Source organism: Mesorhizobium sp. M1396, from assembly GCF_040317725.1.
Taxonomy (GTDB): Bacteria; Pseudomonadota; Alphaproteobacteria; order Rhizobiales; family Rhizobiaceae; genus Mesorhizobium.
The window spans coordinates 117,399-138,993 of the sequence record NZ_JAMYLA010000015.1 but is presented as its reverse complement, the minus strand read 5'-3'; the positions used below and the strand labels follow the sequence as shown (position 1 = coordinate 138,993).

The window sequence follows — 21,595 nt, the reverse complement described above, 5'->3', positions numbered from 1 at the left end:
CGGCAGGACAGAGGGGGGTGTGAAGGAACGCGGCGGCAGGTGTTGGGCGGCTTTGCTCAGTCCCATATAAGGAAGGCGCCTACGCCGCCTTCTTCCACCCGTTCCTGATATGCCTATACCCGTCTCGGTAAACCGCCTCCGGGCTCTCGGAAAAATCGCGCCACACCTTGGTCGCCGCCGCCAAATCCTTGAGCGAGCGCCCGAACGCCTCGATCGTCAGCCAGTCGTCATAGCCGCTCTTGCGGATGGCCGAGAATGTTTCTTTCCACGGAAGGTGGCCGCGCCCCGGCACGCCGCGGTCATTCTCCGAAATATGGATATGCACGACATTCCGGCGGTGTTTTGTGTAGGCGCCGATCGGGTCGGCCTCCTCGATATTGGCGTGGAAGGTGTCGTACATCGCCTTGATATGCGGCCGGTCGATGGCGTCGATATGCTCCGACAGGTCAGCCATCGTGTTGAGGAGATAGCATTCGAAGCGATTGAGTGCCTCGAGTCCGATGGTGACGCCCTTATTGCCGGCATGGTCGCCGATCGCGCGTTGCGAGGCGACCGAGCGCTTCTTCTCGGCGGCCGTCGGCCCGGAGCCGGAAAAGGCACCGAGCGTCGAATGCAGCGGGCCGCTCAGCGTGCTGGCGCCAAGCGCCTGGGCACAATCGATAGCCCATTTCATGTAGTGGATGCCGGCCTTGCGCGTTGCCGCCTCAGCCGCGATCAGGTTCATCGCCGGATCCCCCATCGCTGAAACCGCGGTCCGCTCCAGCCCGATGCGGTCGAGCAGTTCGCCGAGCTTTTTAAAGTCGTCCGGCGTGCCGACGAAGATCGGTATTTCGACGCCATCGAAGCCGGTTGCCTTGATATCCCTGAGCAACGGCTCGTGTTTCTTCGACACGGCCGTCGTCCACAAGAACATGCACATGCCGATTTTCATCGACGCCCCCTCCCCTTGGATCTCCCCGGATTTTTTATTTTAGAGCTTCGTCCAGGCTCCATTCTTCTTCGACGACCTCACACAGGCCTCGATGAAAGCCATGCCTTCGACGCCGTCATGAATGGTCGGGAAGACGACATCTTTTGCCGGCTTGCCGCCCTTGCGGCGTGCCGCGCGGATGGCACGCGCGGCCTCCTGGTAGATGTTGGCGAAACCTTCGAGATAGCCCTCGGGATGACCTGACGGCACGCGACTGACACGGCCTGCCACCGGCAGTGCACCGGCGCCATTGCGGGTGATCAATTGCTTGGGTTGGCCGAACGGCGTATACCAGAGATAATTCGGATCGGCCTGCACCCATTCCAGCCCGCCCTTCGAGCCATAGATGCGCAGCTTCAATCCATTCTCATGGCCGGGCGCCACCTGGCTGGCCCAGATCATGCCCTTGGCCGGGTGCGTCTTGCCGGCCGGTTTGAAGCGCAGCATGACGTTGACATTGTCATCGAGCAGCCGGCCCGGCACGAAGGCGTCGAGATCGGCCGAAAGCGAATCCAGCTCCAGCCCGGAGACGAAGCGGGCAAGATTGTAGGCATGCGTGCCGATATCGCCCAGCGCACCACCGGCGCCTGCCTGCTTCGGGTCGCCGCGCCACGCCGCCTGCTTCTGGCCTGTCGCCGCCAGGTCCTCGGTCAGCCAGTCCTGCGGATATTCGGACTGCACGATGCGGATGTCGCCGAGCAGGCCCTTGGCGACCATCTCGCGCGCCTGCCGCACCATCGGATAGGCGGTGTAGTTGTGAGTAAGGACAAACACCTTGCCGGTCTTCTCGACCACCGCGGCCAGCTTCTTGGCCTCGGCTAGCGTCGTCGCCAGCGGCTTGTCGCAGATGACGTGAATGCCGGCCTCGAGGAAGGCCTTGGCCGCCGGCACGTGCACATTGTTGGGGGTCACGATGGCCACCGCCTCGATGCCGTCGAGCCGCTTCGCCTCGGCCTTGGCCATGTCGGCATAGGACGCGTAGCTGCGATCAGGATCGAGCCCGAGTTCGGCGGCCGAGGCCCTGGCACGCGCCGGGTCGGATGACAAAGCGCCGGCGACCAGCACGAAGTCGTTGTCCAGGCGCGCCGCGATCCGGTGTACCGCGCCGATGAAGGCGCCTTGCCCGCCGCCGACCATGCCATAGCGGATCGGGCCGCCTCCCGTTTCCGACTTCGATGCGCCGACCATGTTTTTCTCCCTCGTGTTGCTCACCTCCCCCTTGAGGGGAGGTCGATCCGCGCAGCGGATCGGGTGGGGTTGCCGGGCGTAGAGCTCGGCATGAACCGACCCCACCCGGCCCTTCGGGCCACCCTCCCCTCAAGGGGGAGGGTAAGCCGCGCTAAATTCCCATCATGCCGCGCAGCACTTTCTTGTCCGTAGCGCCGCCGGCGAAATCGTCGAATGCCTTCTCCGTCACCCGGATGATGTGATGCTGGATGAAGGGTGCGCCCTCGGCCGCGCCGTCCTCGGGATGTTTAAGACAGCACTCCCACTCTAGCACCGCCCAGGAATCATAATTGTATTGCGTCAGCTTGGAGAAAATGCCGCCGAAATCCACCTGCCCGTCGCCCAGCGAACGGAAGCGGCCGGCGCGGTTGGTCCAGCTCTGATAGCCGGAATAAACGCCTTGCCGGCCGGTCGGATTGAACTCGGCGTCCTTGACGTGGAACGCCTTGATGCGCTCGTGATAGATGTCGATGAATTCGAGATAGTCGAGTTGCTGCAGCAGGAAGTGCGACGGATCGTAATTGATGTTGCAGCGTCCGTGGCCGCCGACCGCGTCGAGGAACATCTCGAAGGTCGCACCGTCGAACACGTCCTCGCCCGGATGGATCTCGTAGCCGACATCGACGCCATTGTCCTCATAGACATCGAGAATCGGCTTCCAGCGCTTGCCGAGTTCGGCGAAGGCTTCCTCGATCAGCCCGGCCGGCCGCTGCGGCCAGGGGTAGAAGTAAGGAAAGGCCAACGCTCCGGAGAAGCTCACCGAGGCCTTGAGGCCGAGGTTCTTCGACGCCTTGGCGCCGAATGTCATCTGTTCGACCGCCCATTCCTGCCGCGCTTTCGAATTGTTGTGCACCGAAGCCGGCGCAAAACCGTCGAACTGCGCATCATAGGCCGGATGCACCGCCACCAATTGCCCCTGCAGATGCGTCGACAGTTCGGTGATCTCGACGCCGGCGTCCGCGCAGATGCCCTTAACTTCGTCGCAATAGGTCTTGGAAGAGGCCGCCTTCTTGAGATCGAACAGCCGCGCGTCCCAGGTCGGGATCTGCACGCCCTTGTAGCCGAGACCGGCCGCCCATTTGGTGATCGACGCCAGTGAATTGAACGGCGCGGCATCGCCCGCGAACTGCGCCAGAAACAGTCCAGGGCCCTTCATTGTCGTCGGCATCGGCATCCTCCCTCATTTTAATCGCGACCGAGCATAGCGCCGATTGGAAGCAGGGCCAGCCCACTTTGGTCTCTTCACGTCGGGCGCATCGTGTACGCCGCAATTCTGGTATTACCAAATGAGGGAATTTGGTCAAGCCTCGCAATGCACCGCCGGAGTCCTTTGGATAGGCGAAACGCAGGCATATACATCAATACAATCAATGAAGTAATCCGTATCGGAAGTTGCCTTCCCGCGCTTCTTGCCGTCCAGAAGAATTTGCTGTAGACCTCCCTTCAGGCCCAATTGGTCGAACCAGTTTGCGAGAAAAGGCTGGGGATGCCTTGGGGAGGAGCCCTTGCGTCGCCTTCGGCGATGCATGTTGCAGGCGATTTTTGGGAAGGACAGACGATGCATCTTTCGACGCACAACTGGATGCGCGCGGAGCCCCTGGAGACGACGCTCAAGCGCATCAAGAAATTCGGCTATGAGTCGATCGAGATTTCCGGCGAGCCCGAGCAATACAAGACCAAGGAGACACGGGCGCTGCTGAAGGAGCATGGCATCCGCTGCTGGGGCGCGGTGACCTTGATGCTGGGCGAACGCAACCTCGCCGCCAGGAACCAGGGCCAGCGCGAGCGCTCCGTTCAGTATGTCAAGGACGTGCTGACGATGGTCAGCGAACTCGACGGCGAGATCATCACGCTGGTTCCGGCGACAGTCGGCAAGGTCGTGCCCGATGGCACCGAGGAAGAGGAATGGAAGTGGGTTGTCGACGCGACCCGTGAATGCTTCACCCACGCCAAGAAAGTCGGCGTCAAGATTGCGGTCGAACCGCTCAACCGCTTCGAAACCTACCTGTTCAATCGCGGCGCCCAGGCGCTCGCGCTGGCCGACGCGGTCAGCCCCGAATGCGGTGTCTGCCTCGACGCGTACCATATCCACATGGAGGAGTTTAACGTTCACGACGCGATCCGCCAGGTTGGCAAGCGCCTGTTCGACTTCCATGTCGCCGACAACAACCGCTTTGCCGCCGGTCTCGGCCAGATCGACTGGCCGAAGATCGTCGCCACGCTGAGAGAGGTCGGTTACGACGGCGCGTTGACCAACGAGTTCGTTGCGCCCGTCGACCGGACGCCGGCCGCACCCTATCCCGACATGGTCGAGCGCCACCCGGTCGATATCTCGCCCGAGCAGCTGAAGTTCATCCAGGACCACGGCTCCAGCGTGCTGACGGAGAAATTCTACACCGACCAGATGCGCATCACCGCTGAAACGTTGCTGCCGCTGATCAAGTAGTCGACTGCCTCTAGGGAATTTGCCCTTCCGCCCTGACCGGCGGCAGGGCTGGGGAAGAATATGCGCGTCAAGACGGTCCAAGCCTGGTGGGTCCGCATCCCGATCGAAGCCGCTCGGCAACACCGCAGCGACTTCGGCCAGGTGACGACCTTCGACGCCGCCATCCTGCGCATCGAAACCGATGACGGGCTGGTCGGCTGGGGCGAAGGCAAGAACGCCGCAGGCAGCGCCGGCAGCTATGGCGCGCTTGTTCACATGCTGAACCATGAGGTCGGACCGCAGCTGATCGGCCGCGATCCGGCCGACATCGGCGTCATCTGGGAGATGCTCTACAATGGCGTGCGCCACGACGGCGCCGCGCGCGCCGGCCACGCTATGCCGCAGCTGGCGCGGCGCGGCATGAGCATCGCCGCCATCAGCGCCGTCGACATCGCGCTGTGGGACATTCTCGGCAAATCGCTTGGGGTTCCGGTCTGGCGGCTGCTGGGTGGCCGCAAGCTGGATCGCATGCCGGCCTATGCCTCCGGCGGCTGGGCGGCCGCCGACGCCATCGGCGAGCAGTTGAAATCCTATATCGCCCAGGGTGGCTTCAAGGCACTGAAGATGCGGGTCGGCGCCATGGACGGCGCGGCACACATTTCCGCCGCGCGAGTCCGTGCCGCACGGCAGGCGCTTGGCCCCGATGTCGAGCTGATGGTCGACGCGCACGGCACCTATACGGTGGCGGAAGCCAAGCGCTTCATCCACCTCGTCAGCGACCTCGATCTCGCCTGGTTCGAGGAGCCTGTTGTCGCCGACGACAAGCCCGGCATGGCTGAAGTGCGGGCATCGGGCGCCGTCCCGATCGCCACCGGCGAAAGCGAGGCGACACGCTACGCCTTCCGCGACCTCGCCGTGCTCAAGGCGGCCGACATCTTCCAGCCCGATCCGGCCTTCTGCGGCGGCATCAGCGAGGCGATGAAGATCGGCACCATAGCCAGCGCCTTCAACCTGCGCTTTGCGCCGCATCTGTGGGCCGGCGCGCCCTGTTTCTTCGCTGGGCTGCATGTCTGCGCCGCCTCCCCGTCGAGTTTCACCGTCGAATACTCGCTTGGCGCCAACCCGATGATCCACGATCTGATCGAAGAGACTGTCGAAGCCAAGGACGGTATGATAGCGATCCCCGAAAAGCCGGGTCTGGGATTCACCATTTCGGAGCGGTTCCTGGAGGCGCACGCGCAACGCGGTTGACGATGAAAGAAAAGAACCTTCTCGCGGAACTCGCCGCCTACCTGTTCTCCCATTCGGACAAGGAAACCGGCCGAACGCCATCGGAGCGCGAACTGGCGGAGCATTTCGGCGTCAGCCGCGGCCAGATCCGCGAGGCGCTCGCCATCCTCGAGGCCATGCGCATCGTCGAGCGCCGCGCCAAGTCCGGCATCTACATCGACACCAAGCAGGCCAGCGTCGAGGCGATGGCGCTTTTTGCCCGCGCGGGCCTGCCGCTCGATCCGATCCAGATCTACGAGACGGTCGAACTGCGCAAGATCCACGAGATCAAGGCCGCCGAGCTTGCCTGTTCGCGCGCCACCGAGGAGAATTTCGAGCGGCTGCGCGAAATCCTGAAAGCTTCGGAAGAGCGCATCGCGGCGGGCGAAGGCCTGGCTAGGGAGGACCGCGAATTCCACCTCGAGATCGTACGCGCCACCAAAAACAGCGTCTTCCACAATGTCTGCAGCGTCTATTACATGATGGGCGAACAGCGCCTGCCCATCTATTTCAACGACCCGGAGCGCAATGTGCGCTCGCATGCCGAGCACATCCAGATCTATGAGGCGCTGCTGCGCCGCGACGGCAATCTCGCCCAGGCGCTGATGAGCGCTCACCTGCAGGGTGCCGAGAGCTACTGGAAGGGCCTGATCGAGGGCCATGGCGAGGAACCGCAAAGCCCGGCGCTCGAAAAAGCCTGACCGACATGGCCCGTATCCTTACGACACACCCGCTACACCCGCGCGCCTCGGCCATGCTGGCCGGCGCCGGCGAACTCATCGTCGCTTCCGCCATCGATCCGGCCACGCTGGCCGCCGAGGCGAGGAATGCCGACATCGTCATCGTCCGCGCGCCGCTGCCGCCGGCGCTGTTCGAGGGTGCCTGGAAGCTGCGAGCGGCGATCCGCCATGGCGCCGGGCTCGACATGATCCCGATGGAAGCTGCGACCGCCGCCGGCGTGCTGGTGGCGAACGTGCCGGCCGTCAACGCGCGCTCGGTGGCGGAACACGTCATGTTCGCGGCGCTCGCCCTGCTTCGCAACTTCCGCGTCGTCGATCGTGACCTGCGGGCAAAAGGCTGGCTCGCCGGCCGCGAGCATGCCAACGCCAACAGCGAGCTTGCCAGCAAGACGATCGGCATCGTCGGCCTCGGCGCCGTCGGCCAGGCTGTCGGCCATATCGCCGCGCACGGCTTCGACCTAAGGGTGGTGGCAACGACGCGCAGCATGCAGCCGGCGCCGGAGAAGGTCGGCTTCCTGTCGATCGACGCCCTGGTCGAGCAGAGCGACATCATCGTTCTGTGCTGTCCGCTGACACCGGAGACGCGCGGCCTGATCAACCGCGAGCGGATCGCCCGCATGAAACCGCATGCGTTGCTGATCAACGTCTCGCGCGGACCGGTCGTCGACGACGACGCTCTGATCGAAGCCTTGCGGAAACGTCGTATAGGCGGTGCCGCGCTCGATGTGTTTTCGACGCAGCCGCTGCCGTCAAATCATCCCTATTTCGGCTTCGACAATGTCATCATCACCCCGCACATGGCCGGCATCACCGAGGAATCGATGATGCGCATGGGCATCGGCGCGGCGGGCGAGGCCCTGCTCGTGCTGGCGGGCAAACTGCCGGTCAACCTGCGCAATCCCGAAGTGGTCGATCACTACCGGCGGCGGTTTCCGGCCGATAGCTAAAGCATCGCGGTTTCGCCCCAATTCTCCGCAACGTTGAGAACCATGTTCGGCTTTCGCCTCAAATGTCTGACTGTTGCCGCGTCTTCGCTCTGCGCCTTGCCGTCATTTGCGGAGGCCCAGAGCAGCTACGTCTATTGCGACAACGGGCTGCGCTGCTTCAAGGCGCCGTGCCCATCGAACAGCGCGCTTGACCTTGGCACCGGCACGATCATCAAGGGCGTGTCGATCGACCCCAGCGGATTGCCGCAGGCCGACAAGGCGATAACGGATCTTTCCGACGCGCTTTATGCCGGAAAGATCGTTGTCAGGGGATCGATCGAGCACCGCACCCAGACCATCACCGGCAAGGAATACACCCTCCCCTGGCTGGTCGCGACCCGCATCGTACGGGCCGCCAAGGATAGCGAACGCAAGCACTGTTCGTCGCCCTGATAGTCAGTCCAGCCCGGTCACGAGCCAAGCAGCGTCTCAATTTCAGCAGCAATCCGCAGCAGGCGCCGGTCATGCCCGTTGCGCGCCACCAGCATCAATCCGGCAGGCAGCGCCGAGCCTGGCATCGGCAGCGAAATCGCACAAAGGTCGAACTGGTTGGCGACCTGTGTGTTGCGCAGCAGCAGTCCTTCGGTATGGTCACGCAGCTCGGCATCCTCGGTCATCGAAACGATGGTCGGCGCCATCACCGGTGTGGTCGGCAAGGCCAGCACATCGACCGATGCCAGCCGCTCGTCCATGGCGGCGGCGAGTGCTGCACGACGGCGCATTGCCCTGATGTAGACCGGGGTCGGCAGCATTGCCGCCCGCGCCAAAGGCCCGCTGACATGTGGGTCGACCGGCACCGATGCCCCTGTCGCCAGCCAGTCGGCATGGATTTCGGCGCCTTCCATCGCTGCTATCGAGCCGCGCTTGGTGGCCGCGCGCATCTCTCCAAGCAGATCGTCGATCGACAGGTCCGCGACCCGCGCGCCTGTCTGCTCGATCTTGCCAAGGCATTGGTCGAACGCGGTCACCACCGCGCCTTCCGTCTCTTCGAAAAGGATGCCACGCGGGATGCCAATTCGAAGCCCTGCGAGGGCAATCGGCGCCAGCGCGGTCGGCACCTCGCCGGCCATCATGGCGTCGGCAGCCGCACACTGAGCGACGGTTTGAGCCAGCGGCCCGATCGAGTCCAGCGTGGCGGACAACGGGAAGGCACCAGTCAGCGGTACACGCCGCGCTGTCGGCTTGAAACCGACGACACCGTTGAGCGACGCCGGAATGCGAATCGAGCCGCCGGTGTCGGAACCGATCGATATCTCGCTCGTCCCTTCGCCGACGGAAACGCCCGCGCCCGAGGAGGAACCACCGGGAATACGGCTAGCGTCGACGGCATTGCCGGGCGTGCCAAAATGCTGGTTGTCACCGATCGCGGTGAAGGCGAATTCGGTCATGTTGGTCTTGCCGATGATGACCGCGCCAGCCTGCCGCAGCCGGCCGACAATCGCGGCATCGCGTAGCGCAGGTGCGGCGGTCTTGAGCATCAGCGAGCCAGCCGTGGTCGCCTCGCCGGCGATATCGAACAAATCCTTGATCGAGACAATGGTGCCGTCGAGCGGTCCGAGCGTCACACCTGCCCGCTTGCGGGCATCGCTGGCATCAGCCGCGGCCCGTGCGGCCTCGGCATAGAGCTTCGTGAACACGCGCTCTTCACCGGCACGGGCGGCAAGGCGCGCGAGGATGATTTCCAGATGATCCCGGACTGAATGCATTTCGGTGTCGGACTCCGGACGCTTTGAACGTCCTTGGGGTAGCGGCGCGGCGTGGCTTGCCGAGACTTAACCCGGCGCAGGCCGTTTTGCACCCCGTCGAATGCGAGGAAAAATCCGATGCTCTACAAAGGCAGCTGTCACTGCGGCAAGGTCGCCTTCGAGTTCGAAGCCGAACTGACCGGCGCCGTACGATGCAATTGCTCTATCTGCTCGCGCAAGGGCGCCCTGTTGTGCGCCATCCCGCACGAGACCTTGCAGGTCCTAGCCTGGGGCGACGATCTCGGCACCTACACATTCGGCAATCATGCGATAGCACACCGCTTCTGCCGCAGCTGCGGCATTCACCCCTTCGCCGAGGACGTCCGCGAAGGCCGTGACCGCAGTGCCTACATCAATCTCCACTGTGTCGCCGATCCGGACCCGTCCACCTTGCCGGTTTTCGACTTCGACGGTCGCGCGGTCTGAGCCGGCCAGTGGCGGTCCATGTCGAGGGCGGCTTCGTCACCGCCATCACAACGGCGTCGGCCCGAAAACCGTGATGGTTGTCGGGCCGATGCACAGCCTCGGGGAAGCTTAGTCCTGCCAATAAGAAGCTACTCGGCCCGCTTCGGGCCGCGCAGGAACACCACGATGGCCGCCAGCAGCGTCGCTGCGCCGCAATAGGCGAAGGCGCTGGCGACGCCGGCATGATCGACCAGCAGGCCACCGAAGACAGCGCCGAGCGCAATCGCCACCTGGAAGGTCGCCACCATCAGTCCGCCGGCGCTTTCAGCCTGATCGGGCGCGGCCCTTACCAGCCAGCTCTGCAGCCCGACCGGAACCGCGCCGAAGGCAAAGCCCCAGATCGCAACGGCGGCGGCGGCGACCATGGGCGAAGCTCCAAAAACCAGCATCGAGGCGGCGGCAAGTGCAATCAGCAAGGGCGCCAGAGCGACGGCTGCCTTGACGCTGCGTTCGGCCAGGATGCCGCCGGCGACATTGCCGAAGAAGCCGCCAATACCGTAGGCCAGCAGCACCAGCGAGATCGTCTCGATGCTGAGCACGGGGACCTTCTCGAGGAAGGGACGGACATAGGTGAAGCCGGCAAAGTGTCCCGAGGCGACCAGCAGCACGACGAGCAGTGCGATCCTGATGGAGGGGCGCTCCAGCACCTCCAGCAAGGTGCGGAAGCTCGCCACACCCACCGGCGGCAGCTTCGGAATGGTGGCCAACTGCACCAGCAGCGCCAGGGCGGCAACGACGGTCGCGATCATGAAGGCCGTGCGCCAGCCCCAGATGTCGCCGACATAGGCGCCGACCGGCGCCGCGCAGACGGTCGCCAACGAAACGCCGGTCAGGATGATCGACATGGCGCGCGGCATCAGCCGCATCGGCACCAGCCGCAGCGCCATGGCGGCCGACATCGCCCAGAAGCCACCGAGCGCGACGCCGAGCGCGACGCGGGCGAGCAGAAGCATGGTGAGCGATGAGGCAAAGGTGGCCAGGAGATTGGACAGGATCAGGAACACCGTCAGCATCCACATCACCAGCCTGCGGTCCATACGCCTGGTAATGATCGCCATGGTGGGTGCGGCAATGGCGCCAACGATCGCGGTCGCGGTCACCGCCTGTCCGGCCACGCCTTCGCTGACGCCCAGATCGCGCGCCATCGGCGTCAACAGGCTGGCGGGCAGAAATTCAGCCGTCACCAGACCAAACACCCCAAGTGCCAGCGAGACCACGGCACCCCAGGCCGGTTCGGTTCGTTCGTCGGAGTCTGTGGGGTTCAGAAGAGCAGCGTCGACGACGCCTGTCGCGGGTTCGGCCATGGTCAGTCTCCGAGTTGTTTGCAGCGCAGCATTTGACTGCAATGCAACATAGGGAGTGACCGCTTGGAGTTTCCATGCTAGAAACCCCATCATGCTTGATCATTCGTCCAAAATTCCCATCACCGGCGACCCGCTGACAGACATCTTGCGCGGCTTGCGGCTAGATGGCGTCGAATATGGCCGCTTCGAACTGAAGGAGCCCTGGGGTATCCAGTTCCCAGCCCAGCCAGCGGCGCGGTTTCATTTCATCGGCCGCAAAGGTTGCTGGCTGAAGCAGCCGTCCGGTGAATGGGTGGAGCTCAATGCTGGCGACGCGGTGCTGCTGCCGCGCGGTGCGGCGCACGTGCTGGCCAGTGAGCCCGGCGCCCAGGCCTGGCCGATCCACGGCTACGAAGTCGAGGAGGTCTGCAAGGACGTCTACTGCATGTCGAACGAAGGCATGTCGGAATGTTGCCGGCCGGGAACCTTGCTGTTTTGCGCCAGCATGTACTTCAATCTTGACGGCTTGCATCCCCTGCTCGGCATGATGCCGGATGTAATGCGCACGCATGAGTTGGGAGCCTACGAGCCCGGCATTCCGCATCTCCTGGAATCGATGGCGCGTGAAGTGACGATGGAGCGCGTCGGCTCCGGCGGCATCCTGGCGCGGCTGGCTGACGTGCTTGCCGCCACCGTCATACGCTCATGGGTCGAGCGCGGCTGTGGCGACTCGTCCGGCTGGATCGCCGCGGTCAGGGACCGCGAAATCGGCCGCGTGCTGGCTGCCATCCATCTCGAGCCGAACCACGACTGGACGGTTGAGTCCCTGGCCCGGATGATGGGCGCCTCGCGATCGGGATTTGCGGAGCGCTTCGCCACCATCGTTGGAGAAACGCCGGCAAAATATGTCACCCAGGTCAGGATGCATCAGGCGAGACAGTGGCTGATCCGCGACCGGATGAAAATCTCCGTCGTTGCCGCGCGTCTCGGTTATGAATCGGATGCCGCCTTCAGCCGCGCCTTCAAGCGAGTCATCGGCTCGGCGCCCAGCCACCTTCGCGCCGAGGAACAGGCTGCTATCCGCCAGGCCGGCTGAGCCGACCTCCACGCCTGCTTCAGCTGGAGTTCACACAGCGTGCCGCAAGCTGACGCCGCTGCCCTTGTCGAACAGCACCACCTTGTCCGGGTTCCAGGCAAAGCGCACCGATTGCTCGATCGCGACATCGGTCCTGGCCGGCACGGTGGCGCGCAAGGTGGCGTCGCCAACCCGCAGCGTCAGGATCTTTTCGACGCCATGGTTCTCGACGTCATGGACGCGCGCTTCGACCGGTGCGCCGCTCTCGAGATAAACGTCCTCGGGACGAACACCGAAGACGAGCGGGCGACCGTCGGTCGCCGCACCCGCCTTTAGCCCCCAAGAAGTCTTGGCACCCCCCGAAAAAGGCAGTTCAAAATTCAGCGGCGCCATCACCGCACGGCCGTTCACAAGCCTTCCGTCGATGAGGTTCATCGGCGGCGAGCCGACGAAGCTCGCCACATAGGTATCGCGCGGATTGTTGTAGATCTCGTGCGGCGTACCCGTCTGCACGATGCGGCCATGGTTGAGCACGCCGACTTTGTCGCCCATCGACATCGCCTCGATCTGGTCATGGGTGACGAACAGGAAGGTGGCGCCGAGTTGCATCTGCAGGTTCTTCAGTTCCGTGCGCAACGCCTCGCGCAGCTTGGCGTCCAGCGCCGACAGCGGCTCGTCCATCAGGAACACGCGCGGCTTGCGCACGATGGCGCGGCCGATGGAGACGCGCTGCATCTCGCCGCCTGACAGCTTGTCGGTCTTGCGGTCGAGCAGATGCTCGATCCGCAGCGTGCGGGCGGCACGGTCGACGCGATCCTTGATCTCGGCGTCGGGCAGCCGGCGGATCTTCGGCTTCAGCGGGAATTCGAGATTTTCGCGCACCGTGTAGCGCGGATAGAGCGAGTATTGCTGCAGCACCAGCGCCACGTCACGCTCAGCCGCACCCCAGTCGGCCACATCGACACCGTCGATGAAGACCTGGCCTTCGCTCGGCTTCTCCAGGCCGGCGATCAGCCGCAGAGTGGTCGTCTTGCCGGCACCCGTTTCGCCCAGCAGTACGAAGAACTCGCCATCGGCGATGTCCAGATCGAGCCCGGTCAAGGCGGTGTGGTTGCCGAAGGTCTTCGAGATGTTTTTCAGCTGGATATGGGCCATCACAATCTCACTTCCAGCGACTTGCCGCTTGCCGTGTCGAAGAAATGCGCCTGGGCCGGATCGATCCTGGCGAACACCTTCTCGCCGGGACCGCTGACGAACCCGCTCTTGGTGCGCGCGCGCAGCATCTTGGAGCCGACCTTGAGGTCGACAATGTCAAAGGAGCCGAGCGGCTCGACAATCTGCGTCTCGACCTGCAGGAACCCCTCGGCGGCATCGCGGCGGATGAGGACGCCTTCCGGCCGGATGCCGAGCGCCAACTGGCCGCCGGCATGGCCATTGAGCTTCGACAGCAGCGCCCGCGGAAACTCGAAACCGGCGGCAGCCCCGCCGACCGTTACCGAGACCGAGGATGCAGTCTCCGCCACCTCGGCATCGGCGACATTCATCACCGGACTGCCGACGAATTGCGCCACGAACAGGTTTGCCGGGTGCGAATAGACCTCGTCCGGCGAGCCTACCTGCTGCAGCACGCCTTCATGCATGATGACGATACGGTCGGCGAGGCTCATCGCCTCGATCTGGTCGTGCGTGACATAGATGGTAGTCGAGCCCTGCTTGATGTGCAGGCGCTTGATCTCCGCCCGCATTTCTTCGCGCAGCTTGGCGTCGAGCGCGCCGATCGGTTCGTCCATCAGCATCGCCTTCGGCCGCCGCACCAGGGCTCGACCGATAGCGACGCGCTGCATGTCGCCCCCCGAAAGCGCCGACGGCTTCTTGTCGAGCAGGTCCAGGATCTGCAGCGTCTTGGCGACCGAGCGCACCTCCGAGTCGATCTCCGCCTTGCTCTTGCGCGTGGCGCGCAAGGGGAAGGCGATATTCTCGTAGACGCTCATATGCGGGTAGAGCGAGAACGACTGGAAGACCATGGCGATGTCGCGGTCGGCGGCCTTCAGATGCTGGATCGGTTTGCCGTCGATGAGGATGTCGCCCTCATCGATCGTTTCCAGTCCGGCGATGGCACGCAGCGTCGTCGTCTTGCCGCAGCCCGATTGGCCGAGCAGAACGATGAACTCGTTGTCGTTGATCTTCAGGTTGAGGTCCTTGATGACCTGGACGGCGCCGAAAAATTTCTGGACGCCGCGAAGCTCGATCTGGGTCAATGCTGTGCTCCCGGATTTCGCATCTGTCCGGTGCCGGCCTTCTCCTCAGGCGCGATCTTCGAGGTGATGTTGAAGCCGATCAGCCCGATCAGGATGATGGTTAGGCCATAGGTGTGCAACGCCAGGTTCCAAGGCTGGCAGAGCGCGATGATGCCAAGCACCATCAGCACCTGCGAACCGGGCTCCAGATATTTCTGATTGATGGCACGAAAGCTCATTTGCGGATTGCTCCGAAGGACATGCCGCGCAGCAGATGGTTGCGGAGCAGGAAGGTGAAGATCGCGACCGGCAGCAGAAACAGGAAGGTTCCGGCGGCAATCACCGTCCAGTCCGGCAGGCCGGAGCCGACCTGGCTGGGGATGAACGGCGGCGCTGTCTGGGCACGGCGGCTGGTCATGATCAGCGCGAAGGCATATTCGTTCCACGCGGTGATGAAGCAGAACACGGCGGTGGCGGCGATGCCGGTGGCGGCCTCCGGCAGCACGATCTTGAAGAAAGCCTCCATGCGCGTGTAGCCGTCGACGAGGGCTGCCTCTTCATACTCTTTCGGTATCTCGTCCATGAAGCCCTTCATCAGCCACACCGAGAACGACAGGTTGAAGGCGGTATAGAGGATGATCAGGCCGACATGGGAATCATTCAGGCCGACCGCCCGGTACATCAGGAACATCGGGATCGCCACCACGACCGGCGGCAGCATGCGGGTCGACAGGATGAAGAAGAGCAGGTCCGCCTCGCCCTTCACCTTGAAACGCGAGAAACCATAGGCGGTGAACGTGCCCATGCCGACCGCCAGCACAGTTGAGGTGATGGCGATGATTAGCGAGTTCAGGAAACGGCTCGGATATCCCGACCATTGCACCTGGCCCTTGCCATCACGCACGATCTTTTCACCACCGTCGAAGACGACGCGCTCCCACCAGGGGGCGGCTGCATACTCCTCGGGCGACGCCGGGTTGCGCATCTGCGAACGCTTGGTGAACAGCTTGACGAAAGGCGATATTTCCGGCTGGAAGACGACCGTCGGCGGGATGGTGGTGGCGAGATTGCGCGGCTTGAATGCCGTCGAGGCAATCCAGTAGATCGGCGCCAGGAAGATGATCGTCACCAACAGAACGGCGACGATGGCGACACGGTTGAAGCCGATTTCGGAAGAAGTGCGGACGGCAGCCATCTCAGCGCTCCTTCACCTTGTTGAGGTATTTGACGTAGATGTTGGTGATCGCCAGCACCATGATCAGCACGATGTAGGCGAGTGCGCAGGAGCGCCCGGTCTGCCATTCCTGGAACGCCATCTTGTAAAGCCGGATCGAGATCAGTTCGGCCGTCGGCTGGCTGGTCAGGATGTAGGCGAGATCGAAGGTCTTGAATGCTTCCATGGTGCGGAAAATGACGGCGATCATCAGGATCGGCGCGACCAGTGGCAGCGTGATGCGAAAGAAGGTGTAGAACGACCCGGCCCTGTCGATCGCCGCCGCTTCGTAGAGATGTTTCGGAACCGCCGAGAGGCCGGCCAACGACAAAAGCATGACGAAGGGCGACCACATCCAGATGTCGGTCAGCGCAACCGCATAGAGCGCCATTTTCGGATCCGACAGCCATTCGAAGGTGCCGAGGCCGAGCGCATAGTTGATGATGCCGAAAGACGGATCGTAGAGCAGTTTCCAGAACAGGCCGACGACCGCCATCGACAGCATCATCGGCAAAAGCAGAAGCGTCGTCAGCAGACCTTTGAGCGGAATGTCGCGGTTAAGCAGCATGGCGACGCCGAAGCCGACGACCAGCTGGCCAACGACCGAGATGATGACGTATTTCGCGGTGGTGGCGAAATTGGACCAGACATAGGGGTCGTTGAGCAGGTCGCGATAGTTCTGCAGCCCGACGAAATTTGCCGGCGCGTTGGTCGACGCCCGAAAATCGGTGAAGGAATAGCCGAGCGAATAGACCAGCGGAAAGATGTTGAAGACGATCAGGAACAGGACCGTCGGGATGATGAAGAGGTTGCGGATCGAAATGTCGCTGAGGCCGCGCGCGGCCGCCCTTGAAGACCTGTCGAGCGTGGTGATCATAGTGGTCGCCAAGATCCTGCTCCCGTTTGCGAAAAAAGAAACGGAGGAGGCACCGACGCCCCCTCCGTGAGACCTGCTTGTTACTGACCGCGGCCGTATTTCTTGAAGGTCGCGTTCCAATCGGCCGCCAGGGCGTCCAGCGTTTCCTTGGCGGTGCCTTCGCCGCCGATCATGTAGGGATAGACGCGCTGGTTGAGCTGCTGCAGCAGTTCGGCATATTCCGGCACCGCCCAGAAGTCCTTCACCTTGAACATGGTCTCGTAGAAGGCCTTGTTATACGGCGTGGCGTTCTGGAATTCAGGCGACTTGAGCACGGCGGCACTGCAGGTGTAGCCGCCAAGCGCTGCCCACTTCTTCTGGGTCTCGTCCTTGATGAACCATTCCAGGAACTTGATCGCCTCGTCCTGCTTTTGCGAGTAGGACACGATCGAGATGCCTTGCCCACCGAGTGCGGCGAACTGGTCGCCGTTCGGGCCGGGAGGATTGGCGAAGAAGCCGGTGTTCTTGGCGTTCGGGTTCGACGCTTCGTTGATCAGCGACGGGAAGAACGCAAAGTAGTTCATGCTCATCGCGGCCAGGCCTTCGGTGATCGCCTGGTTGTCTTCGACGAAGAACGACTTGGCCCAGCCTGGAGGCGTGAACTTGTAGAGCTCCTTGTAGGCGTCGAGCGCCGCGACCGCCTTGTCGGAGTTGATGAAGCCATCGACCTTGTAGGTCTTATAATCACCCAGTTCGCCACCGTAGGAGAACAGCGCGTTCTCGAAGCCCATCGCCATCGCGTCGTAGGAATTGTCCGTGTAGATGGCGATGCCGTATTTTTTCTGGTCCGGCCGGTAGAAGAACTCGGCGATGTCGCGCAGCGCCTTGAAATCCTTCGGCACGTCGAGATCGTAACCATACTTGGCCTTGAAGGCTTCCTTTTCCTTCGGATCCTCGAACCAGTCCTTGCGATAGGACCAGCCGACGGCGTCGCCTTCGAGCGGGATGGCCCAGTACTTGCTGCTGCCGCCCGGATATTCGGCGTAGTACTTCACCGTCGCCGGCGCCATCACGTCGCCGACCTTGTGCTTGTTGAAGAAGTCGGTCAGGTCGACATAGTGGCCGCCGGTCGAGCCGGCACCGAGCCATTGCGAGTCGCCGACGACCATATCATAGGCGTCACCATGGGCGTTGAACTCGGTGAAGGCCTTGGTCTGGAAGTCGGGCCACGGTGTAGTTTCCACCGTGATCTTGACGCCGGTTTCCTTCTCGTACTCGTTGCCGAGTTCCTGCAGATAGTTGGCCGGATCCCATTCCGCCCAGAAGATGGTGAGTGACTTTTCCTGCGCGTAAACGGACGTTCCGCAGGCAAGCGTTAAGCCGATACCAGCAAGTACGCTGGTCACAAACTTGCGCATAATGATTTCCTCCCTTGTGCGCATTCTACCTTATCGTTCGAGCCGGCAACGGGGCCGACCCTGGTAGTTCCTCCCGTGATCGCACTTTTCCGGTTTCGAGCCTCCTCGCCCTGCCGGAAAATGGATCGCAGCCCTCACTTTCGATCCGCTTTTCTTACCTGATCTGGTATTACCAATTCTGCACGCACGTCAAGTCCTTTCTTGGCGGCTCGACTTGGCCATTGCTATCGGATTTTAGGTTTATCTGCCTGTTTTACCAAGATTTTCCTACTCAGTGATACACGCGTGCGTTGCCCCCTACCCCGCACTGCGGCTAATATCAGCAGTCGGCATGCCAATCTGGTCGAACCAGATGGGCGCTATTTCGCGACTGCCGTTGGATCAATGTCGCCGCCGTCACCGATCGATTCCGCGACCGCCGCACGCACCAGCGCCCCCGCCGCCCATTGCGCGACCGACATCGTCCGGCGACTGTCCAACCCCCAGATATCTTTGAGCACGATCAGCACCTCGACGCCGAAGATCAGCGACAGCGCCTGCGCCAGCCGCTTGAATTCGCGCGGCGGGAGACGGCGCTTGAGCGGCGCGATCGCCTCTTTCAGCAACTCGATGCGGTGGCCGCGCGTGAAAGCCGGCTCACCGTCCAGCGTGCCGGCCTGACGCCGTGCCCATTGATCGAGCGACAGCTTCAGTGCCGCCTTGAAAGTTGCTTCGAAGACCTCGATGCGCGGCATGGCCGTGTCGAACAGGTCGGCGACCCTGCGCTCCGCATCCGTCGACGTCGACTGCCAAGTGAGGATTGGCCCCAGCCCCTCATCGACGACAGCCTGGACCAGTACCGCCTGGCTCGGGAAATAACGATAGGCGGTTGCACGGGAAACCTGCGCTGCCTCGGCGACCTCGCTGATCGACGGCGTGACACCCGCCTGCATCAGCCTCGTCGCCGTCTCCAGCATCAGCCGTTTCGTGCGCGCGCGCGGTCCACGCTCTGGCACTGGGCCTCTTCCCCGCTGGGTATCGTCGCTCGCCGTGAATTGTTGACGTGAGACATCCATATCAATACGATACGCCAGTCTCAAAAATTTGCAATGGCCTTCGCATCGTTGAGCAGCCGGGCAATGAGTGGGGGGCAGCATCGCGCCCGCCTGGATTGGGGAACCGCAATGAAGCGCATCTACGTGGTAGGCACCGCTGACACCAAGGGTGAGGAACTCGCCTTCCTGGCCGACGCGATCACCGCAACCGGTGCCGCCGTTTCCCGCGTCGATGTCGGAACGCGCGACGCAACCGTTCCTGTCGACATCACCGCAAAGGAAATTGCTGGCCACCATCCCGATGGCCGCGGCGCCGTGCTCGGCGGCAGTGACCGCGGCGCAGCGGTCGCCGCGATGGGCATCGCCTTTGCCCGCTTTGCCCAATCGCGAAACGATATCGCCGCCATGATCGGCATTGGCGGTGGCGGCGGCACCTCGATCATCACGTCGGGCATGCGTGCCCTGCCGCTCGGCCTGCCCAAGATCATGGTTTCGACGCTCGCCTCCGGCGATACCGCACCTTACGTCGACGTTTCCGACGTCATCATGATGCCTGCGGTGACCGACATGGCCGGACTGAATCGGCTGTCCCGCGTCGTCCTGCACAATGCCGCCCAGGCGATATCGGGCATGGCGGCAAGGCCGGCGCCACCACCCGACGGCAAACCGTCCATCGGCCTCACCATGTTCGGCGTCACCACGCCTTGCGTGACCGCCATCGCAGACCAGCTTCGTTCGACCTATGACGGCATGGTCTTCCACGCCACCGGCACCGGCGGCCGCAGCATGGAGAAGCTGGCCGACAGCGGCCTGCTGTCCGGCGTCATCGACATAACAACGACCGAAGTCTGCGATCTGCTGTTCGGCGGCGTCCTGCCGGCGACCGAGGATCGTTTTGGCGCCATCGCCCGCACCAGGCTGCCCTATGTCGGTTCGGTCGGCGCGCTCGACATGGTCAACTTCTGGGCACCGTCGACCATTCCGGAGCACCATCGCGGTCGGCTGTTCTATGAACACAATCCCAACGTCACGCTGATGCGCACCACGGCGCAGGAATGCCGCGCGATCGGCGAATGGATCGGCGCCAGGCTCGCCCTCTGCGAGGGGCCGGTGCATTTTCTCGTTCCGGAAAAGGGCGTCTCGGCGCTCGACATCGAAGGCGGCGCCTTCTTTGATCCGGAAGCCGACGCCGTCCTGTTCGAAGCCATCGAGCGCACCATCCGGCCAAACAGCACGCGCCGCGTCACGCGCCTGCCGTTGCACATCAACGACCCCGAATTCGCCAAGGCCGCGGTCGCGGCTTTTCTCGACATCGCCAGACAGTGAGATTCAAAAAGATGCCCGCCATACCGCGCAAGGACATTTTGAAGAAATTCAGGGGAATGATCGAAAAGGGCGTGCCGATCGTCGGCGGCGGCGCCGGCACCGGCCTGTCGGCCAAGGCCGAGGAAGCGGGCGGCATCGACCTCATCATCATCTACAATTCCGGCCGCTACCGGATGGCCGGCCGCGGCTCGGCCGCTGGCCTCCTCGCCTATGGCAATGCCAACGAGATCGTCAAGGAAATGGCCTACGAGGTTCTGCCGGTGGTCAAGAAGACGCCGGTGCTGGCCGGCGTCAACGGCACAGACCCCTTCGTCATCATGCCGCTGCTCTTGGCCGAACTGAAGACGATGGGCTTTTCCGGCGTGCAGAATTTTCCGACCATCGGCCTTTTCGACGGCCAGATGCGGCAAAGCTTCGAGGAGACTGGCATGGGCTTCGGCCTCGAGGTCGACATGATCGCCGAGGCGCACAAGCTCGACCTGTTGACCACCCCCTATGTCTTCAATCCGGACGAGGCCCGCGCCATGACAAAAGCCGGCGCCGACATCGTCGTCGCCCATATGGGCGTGACGACAGGCGGTTCGATCGGCGCCACCTCGGCCAAGTCGCTCGATGACTGCGTCGTCGAGATCGACGCCATCGCCAACGCCGCGCGCTCGGTGCGCAAGGATGTCATCCTGCTTTGCCATGGCGGCCCGATCTCGATGCCGGACGACGCCCGCTACATCCTCGACCGCTGCAAGGGCCTGCACGGCTTCTATGGCGCAAGCTCGATGGAACGGCTGCCGGCCGAGGCGGCGATCGCCAAACAGACCGTCGATTTCAAGGCGGTCACACTTGGTGACGGGAAGACCCCGAAGAAAAAGAAGGAATGATGAGATGACCGACAAGAGCAAGATGTTTGTCTACCCGAAGGACGTCAGCGCCTTCGGCTTCGACTGGGGAAGGCTGGCGCTGACGGTCGCGCCCGAGGTCAATGGCGCGACCCGCTTTTCCGGCGGTGTCGTCGACCTGCCATCCGGCAAGGGCCATACGCGCCACAACCACCCGGGCGCCGAGGAAATCATCTTCGTCATATCAGGTCATGGCGAGCAGATGGTCGAAGACGAGAAGGGCAATCCGGTGCTCGAGACAGTCGGCCCCGGCTGCACCATCTATGTGCCGGAAAGCCGATTTCATTCGACGCTGAACACCGGCGACGGGCCGATGCAGCTCTTCGTCGTCTATTCACCGGCTGGTCCGGAACTGGGTTTACGGGAACTGCCGGATTTCAGGCTGATCCCTGCGGGGCAGTGATGAGCTTATTATAAGGTGGCGCCGCCCCTC

General features: G+C 63.0%; 22 protein-coding genes. 10 read left to right on the top strand and 12 right to left on the bottom strand.

Features of this window, described 5'->3' with window-relative positions; translation table 11 throughout:
• Positions 1-79: 79 nt before the first annotated feature.
• From NKH02_RS12645 to NKH02_RS12635, 3 genes are all read right to left on the bottom strand, one after another.
• Positions 80-931: a sugar phosphate isomerase/epimerase family protein gene (locus NKH02_RS12645; RefSeq protein ID WP_352879113.1), complete on the bottom strand. Its 852-nt coding sequence runs from the start codon at positions 929-931 to the stop codon at positions 80-82.
• Between the two features lie 39 nt (positions 932-970).
• On the bottom strand, positions 971-2,158 hold the full coding sequence (locus tag NKH02_RS12640; protein WP_352879111.1) for a Gfo/Idh/MocA family protein: 1,188 nt from the start codon (positions 2,156-2,158) through the stop codon (positions 971-973).
• Positions 2,159-2,309: 151 nt separating this feature from the next.
• Positions 2,310-3,365 carry a sugar phosphate isomerase/epimerase family protein gene (locus NKH02_RS12635; RefSeq protein ID WP_352879109.1) on the bottom strand — a complete coding sequence of 352 codons (1,056 nt, stop codon included), beginning with the start codon at positions 3,363-3,365 and terminating at the stop codon, positions 2,310-2,312.
• A 390-nt stretch (positions 3,366-3,755) separates the two neighbouring features.
• Between NKH02_RS12635 and NKH02_RS12630 the strand changes: the two genes are divergently transcribed.
• The 5 genes from NKH02_RS12630 to NKH02_RS12610 are packed head-to-tail and all read left to right on the top strand — an operon-like array spanning position 3,756 to position 8,010.
• Positions 3,756-4,643 (top strand): sugar phosphate isomerase/epimerase family protein, encoded by an 888-nt coding sequence (locus tag NKH02_RS12630; protein WP_352867701.1) that lies wholly within the window; start codon positions 3,756-3,758, stop codon positions 4,641-4,643.
• Between the two features lie 60 nt (positions 4,644-4,703).
• The gene (locus NKH02_RS12625) at positions 4,704-5,873 is read left to right on the top strand and encodes a mandelate racemase/muconate lactonizing enzyme family protein (protein ID WP_352867703.1); all 1,170 of its coding nucleotides are present in this window, start codon (positions 4,704-4,706) and stop codon (positions 5,871-5,873) included.
• A gap of 2 nt (positions 5,874-5,875) precedes the next feature.
• Positions 5,876-6,592 (top strand): FadR/GntR family transcriptional regulator, encoded by a 717-nt coding sequence (locus tag NKH02_RS12620; RefSeq protein ID WP_352867705.1) that lies wholly within the window; start codon positions 5,876-5,878, stop codon positions 6,590-6,592.
• Between the two features lie 5 nt (positions 6,593-6,597).
• Positions 6,598-7,578: a hydroxyacid dehydrogenase gene (locus NKH02_RS12615; RefSeq protein ID WP_352879107.1), complete on the top strand. Its 981-nt coding sequence runs from the start codon at positions 6,598-6,600 to the stop codon at positions 7,576-7,578.
• 42 nt (positions 7,579-7,620) lie between these two features.
• The gene (locus NKH02_RS12610) at positions 7,621-8,010 is read left to right on the top strand and encodes a hypothetical protein (RefSeq protein WP_352879105.1); all 390 of its coding nucleotides are present in this window, start codon (positions 7,621-7,623) and stop codon (positions 8,008-8,010) included.
• A gap of 17 nt (positions 8,011-8,027) precedes the next feature.
• Here the strand turns inward: NKH02_RS12610 and NKH02_RS12605 are convergent, their stop codons facing one another.
• Complete coding sequence (locus NKH02_RS12605) at positions 8,028-9,323, bottom strand: amidase (protein ID WP_352879103.1); 1,296 nt, start codon at positions 9,321-9,323, stop codon at positions 8,028-8,030.
• A 117-nt stretch (positions 9,324-9,440) separates the two neighbouring features.
• Here NKH02_RS12605 and NKH02_RS12600 point away from each other — a divergent pair, with 117 nt between their 5' ends.
• A complete protein-coding gene (locus NKH02_RS12600) occupies positions 9,441-9,788 on the top strand; it encodes a GFA family protein (RefSeq protein ID WP_352867712.1) in 348 nt (115 codons plus the stop codon).
• Between the two features lie 128 nt (positions 9,789-9,916).
• Here NKH02_RS12600 and NKH02_RS12595 read toward each other — a convergent pair whose 3' ends face one another.
• Positions 9,917-11,131 carry an MFS transporter gene (locus tag NKH02_RS12595; protein ID WP_352879101.1) on the bottom strand — a complete coding sequence of 405 codons (1,215 nt, stop codon included), beginning with the start codon at positions 11,129-11,131 and terminating at the stop codon, positions 9,917-9,919.
• Positions 11,132-11,222: 91 nt separating this feature from the next.
• On the opposite strand from NKH02_RS12595, the gene NKH02_RS12590 reads away from it, so the two are divergent.
• Positions 11,223-12,206: an AraC family transcriptional regulator gene (locus NKH02_RS12590; RefSeq protein WP_352879099.1), complete on the top strand. Its 984-nt coding sequence runs from the start codon at positions 11,223-11,225 to the stop codon at positions 12,204-12,206.
• Between the two features lie 30 nt (positions 12,207-12,236).
• Here NKH02_RS12590 and NKH02_RS12585 read toward each other — a convergent pair whose 3' ends face one another.
• The 7 genes from NKH02_RS12585 to NKH02_RS12555 all read right to left on the bottom strand — a co-directional run bounded on the left by NKH02_RS12585 (position 12,237) and on the right by NKH02_RS12555 (position 18,964).
• On the bottom strand, positions 12,237-13,340 hold the full coding sequence (locus tag NKH02_RS12585; protein WP_352867717.1) for an ABC transporter ATP-binding protein: 1,104 nt from the start codon (positions 13,338-13,340) through the stop codon (positions 12,237-12,239).
• Positions 13,340-14,443: an ABC transporter ATP-binding protein gene (locus tag NKH02_RS12580; protein WP_352879096.1), complete on the bottom strand. Its 1,104-nt coding sequence runs from the start codon at positions 14,441-14,443 to the stop codon at positions 13,340-13,342. Before NKH02_RS12580 ends, NKH02_RS12585 begins: the two co-directional genes overlap by 1 nt.
• Positions 14,440-14,661 carry a hypothetical protein gene (locus NKH02_RS12575; protein WP_352867720.1) on the bottom strand — a complete coding sequence of 74 codons (222 nt, stop codon included), beginning with the start codon at positions 14,659-14,661 and terminating at the stop codon, positions 14,440-14,442. The genes NKH02_RS12580 and NKH02_RS12575 overlap by 4 nt, the downstream gene beginning before the upstream one ends.
• Positions 14,658-15,617: a carbohydrate ABC transporter permease gene (locus NKH02_RS12570; protein WP_352867721.1), complete on the bottom strand. Its 960-nt coding sequence runs from the start codon at positions 15,615-15,617 to the stop codon at positions 14,658-14,660. Before NKH02_RS12570 ends, NKH02_RS12575 begins: the two co-directional genes overlap by 4 nt.
• 1 nt (position 15,618) lies before the next feature.
• Positions 15,619-16,524, bottom strand: coding sequence for a carbohydrate ABC transporter permease (locus tag NKH02_RS12565; RefSeq protein ID WP_352879093.1), 906 nt, complete (start codon positions 16,522-16,524; stop codon positions 15,619-15,621).
• 68 nt (positions 16,525-16,592) lie between these two features.
• A complete protein-coding gene (locus tag NKH02_RS12560) occupies positions 16,593-17,909 on the bottom strand; it encodes an ABC transporter substrate-binding protein (RefSeq protein ID WP_352867723.1) in 1,317 nt (438 codons plus the stop codon).
• A 359-nt stretch (positions 17,910-18,268) separates the two neighbouring features.
• Positions 18,269-18,964 (bottom strand): TetR/AcrR family transcriptional regulator, encoded by a 696-nt coding sequence (locus NKH02_RS12555; protein ID WP_352879091.1) that lies wholly within the window; start codon positions 18,962-18,964, stop codon positions 18,269-18,271.
• Positions 18,965-19,072: 108 nt separating this feature from the next.
• On the opposite strand from NKH02_RS12555, the gene NKH02_RS12550 reads away from it, so the two are divergent.
• Genes NKH02_RS12550 through NKH02_RS12540 form a run of 3 tightly spaced genes read left to right on the top strand, consistent with a single transcriptional unit; the run spans position 19,073 to position 21,565 of the window.
• Positions 19,073-20,269: a Tm-1-like ATP-binding domain-containing protein gene (locus NKH02_RS12550; protein WP_352879088.1), complete on the top strand. Its 1,197-nt coding sequence runs from the start codon at positions 19,073-19,075 to the stop codon at positions 20,267-20,269.
• A gap of 11 nt (positions 20,270-20,280) precedes the next feature.
• Positions 20,281-21,144: a phosphoenolpyruvate hydrolase family protein gene (locus tag NKH02_RS12545; RefSeq protein WP_352879085.1), complete on the top strand. Its 864-nt coding sequence runs from the start codon at positions 20,281-20,283 to the stop codon at positions 21,142-21,144.
• Between the two features lie 4 nt (positions 21,145-21,148).
• On the top strand, positions 21,149-21,565 hold the full coding sequence (locus NKH02_RS12540; RefSeq protein ID WP_352879082.1) for a cupin domain-containing protein: 417 nt from the start codon (positions 21,149-21,151) through the stop codon (positions 21,563-21,565).
• Positions 21,566-21,595 lie beyond the last annotated feature (30 nt).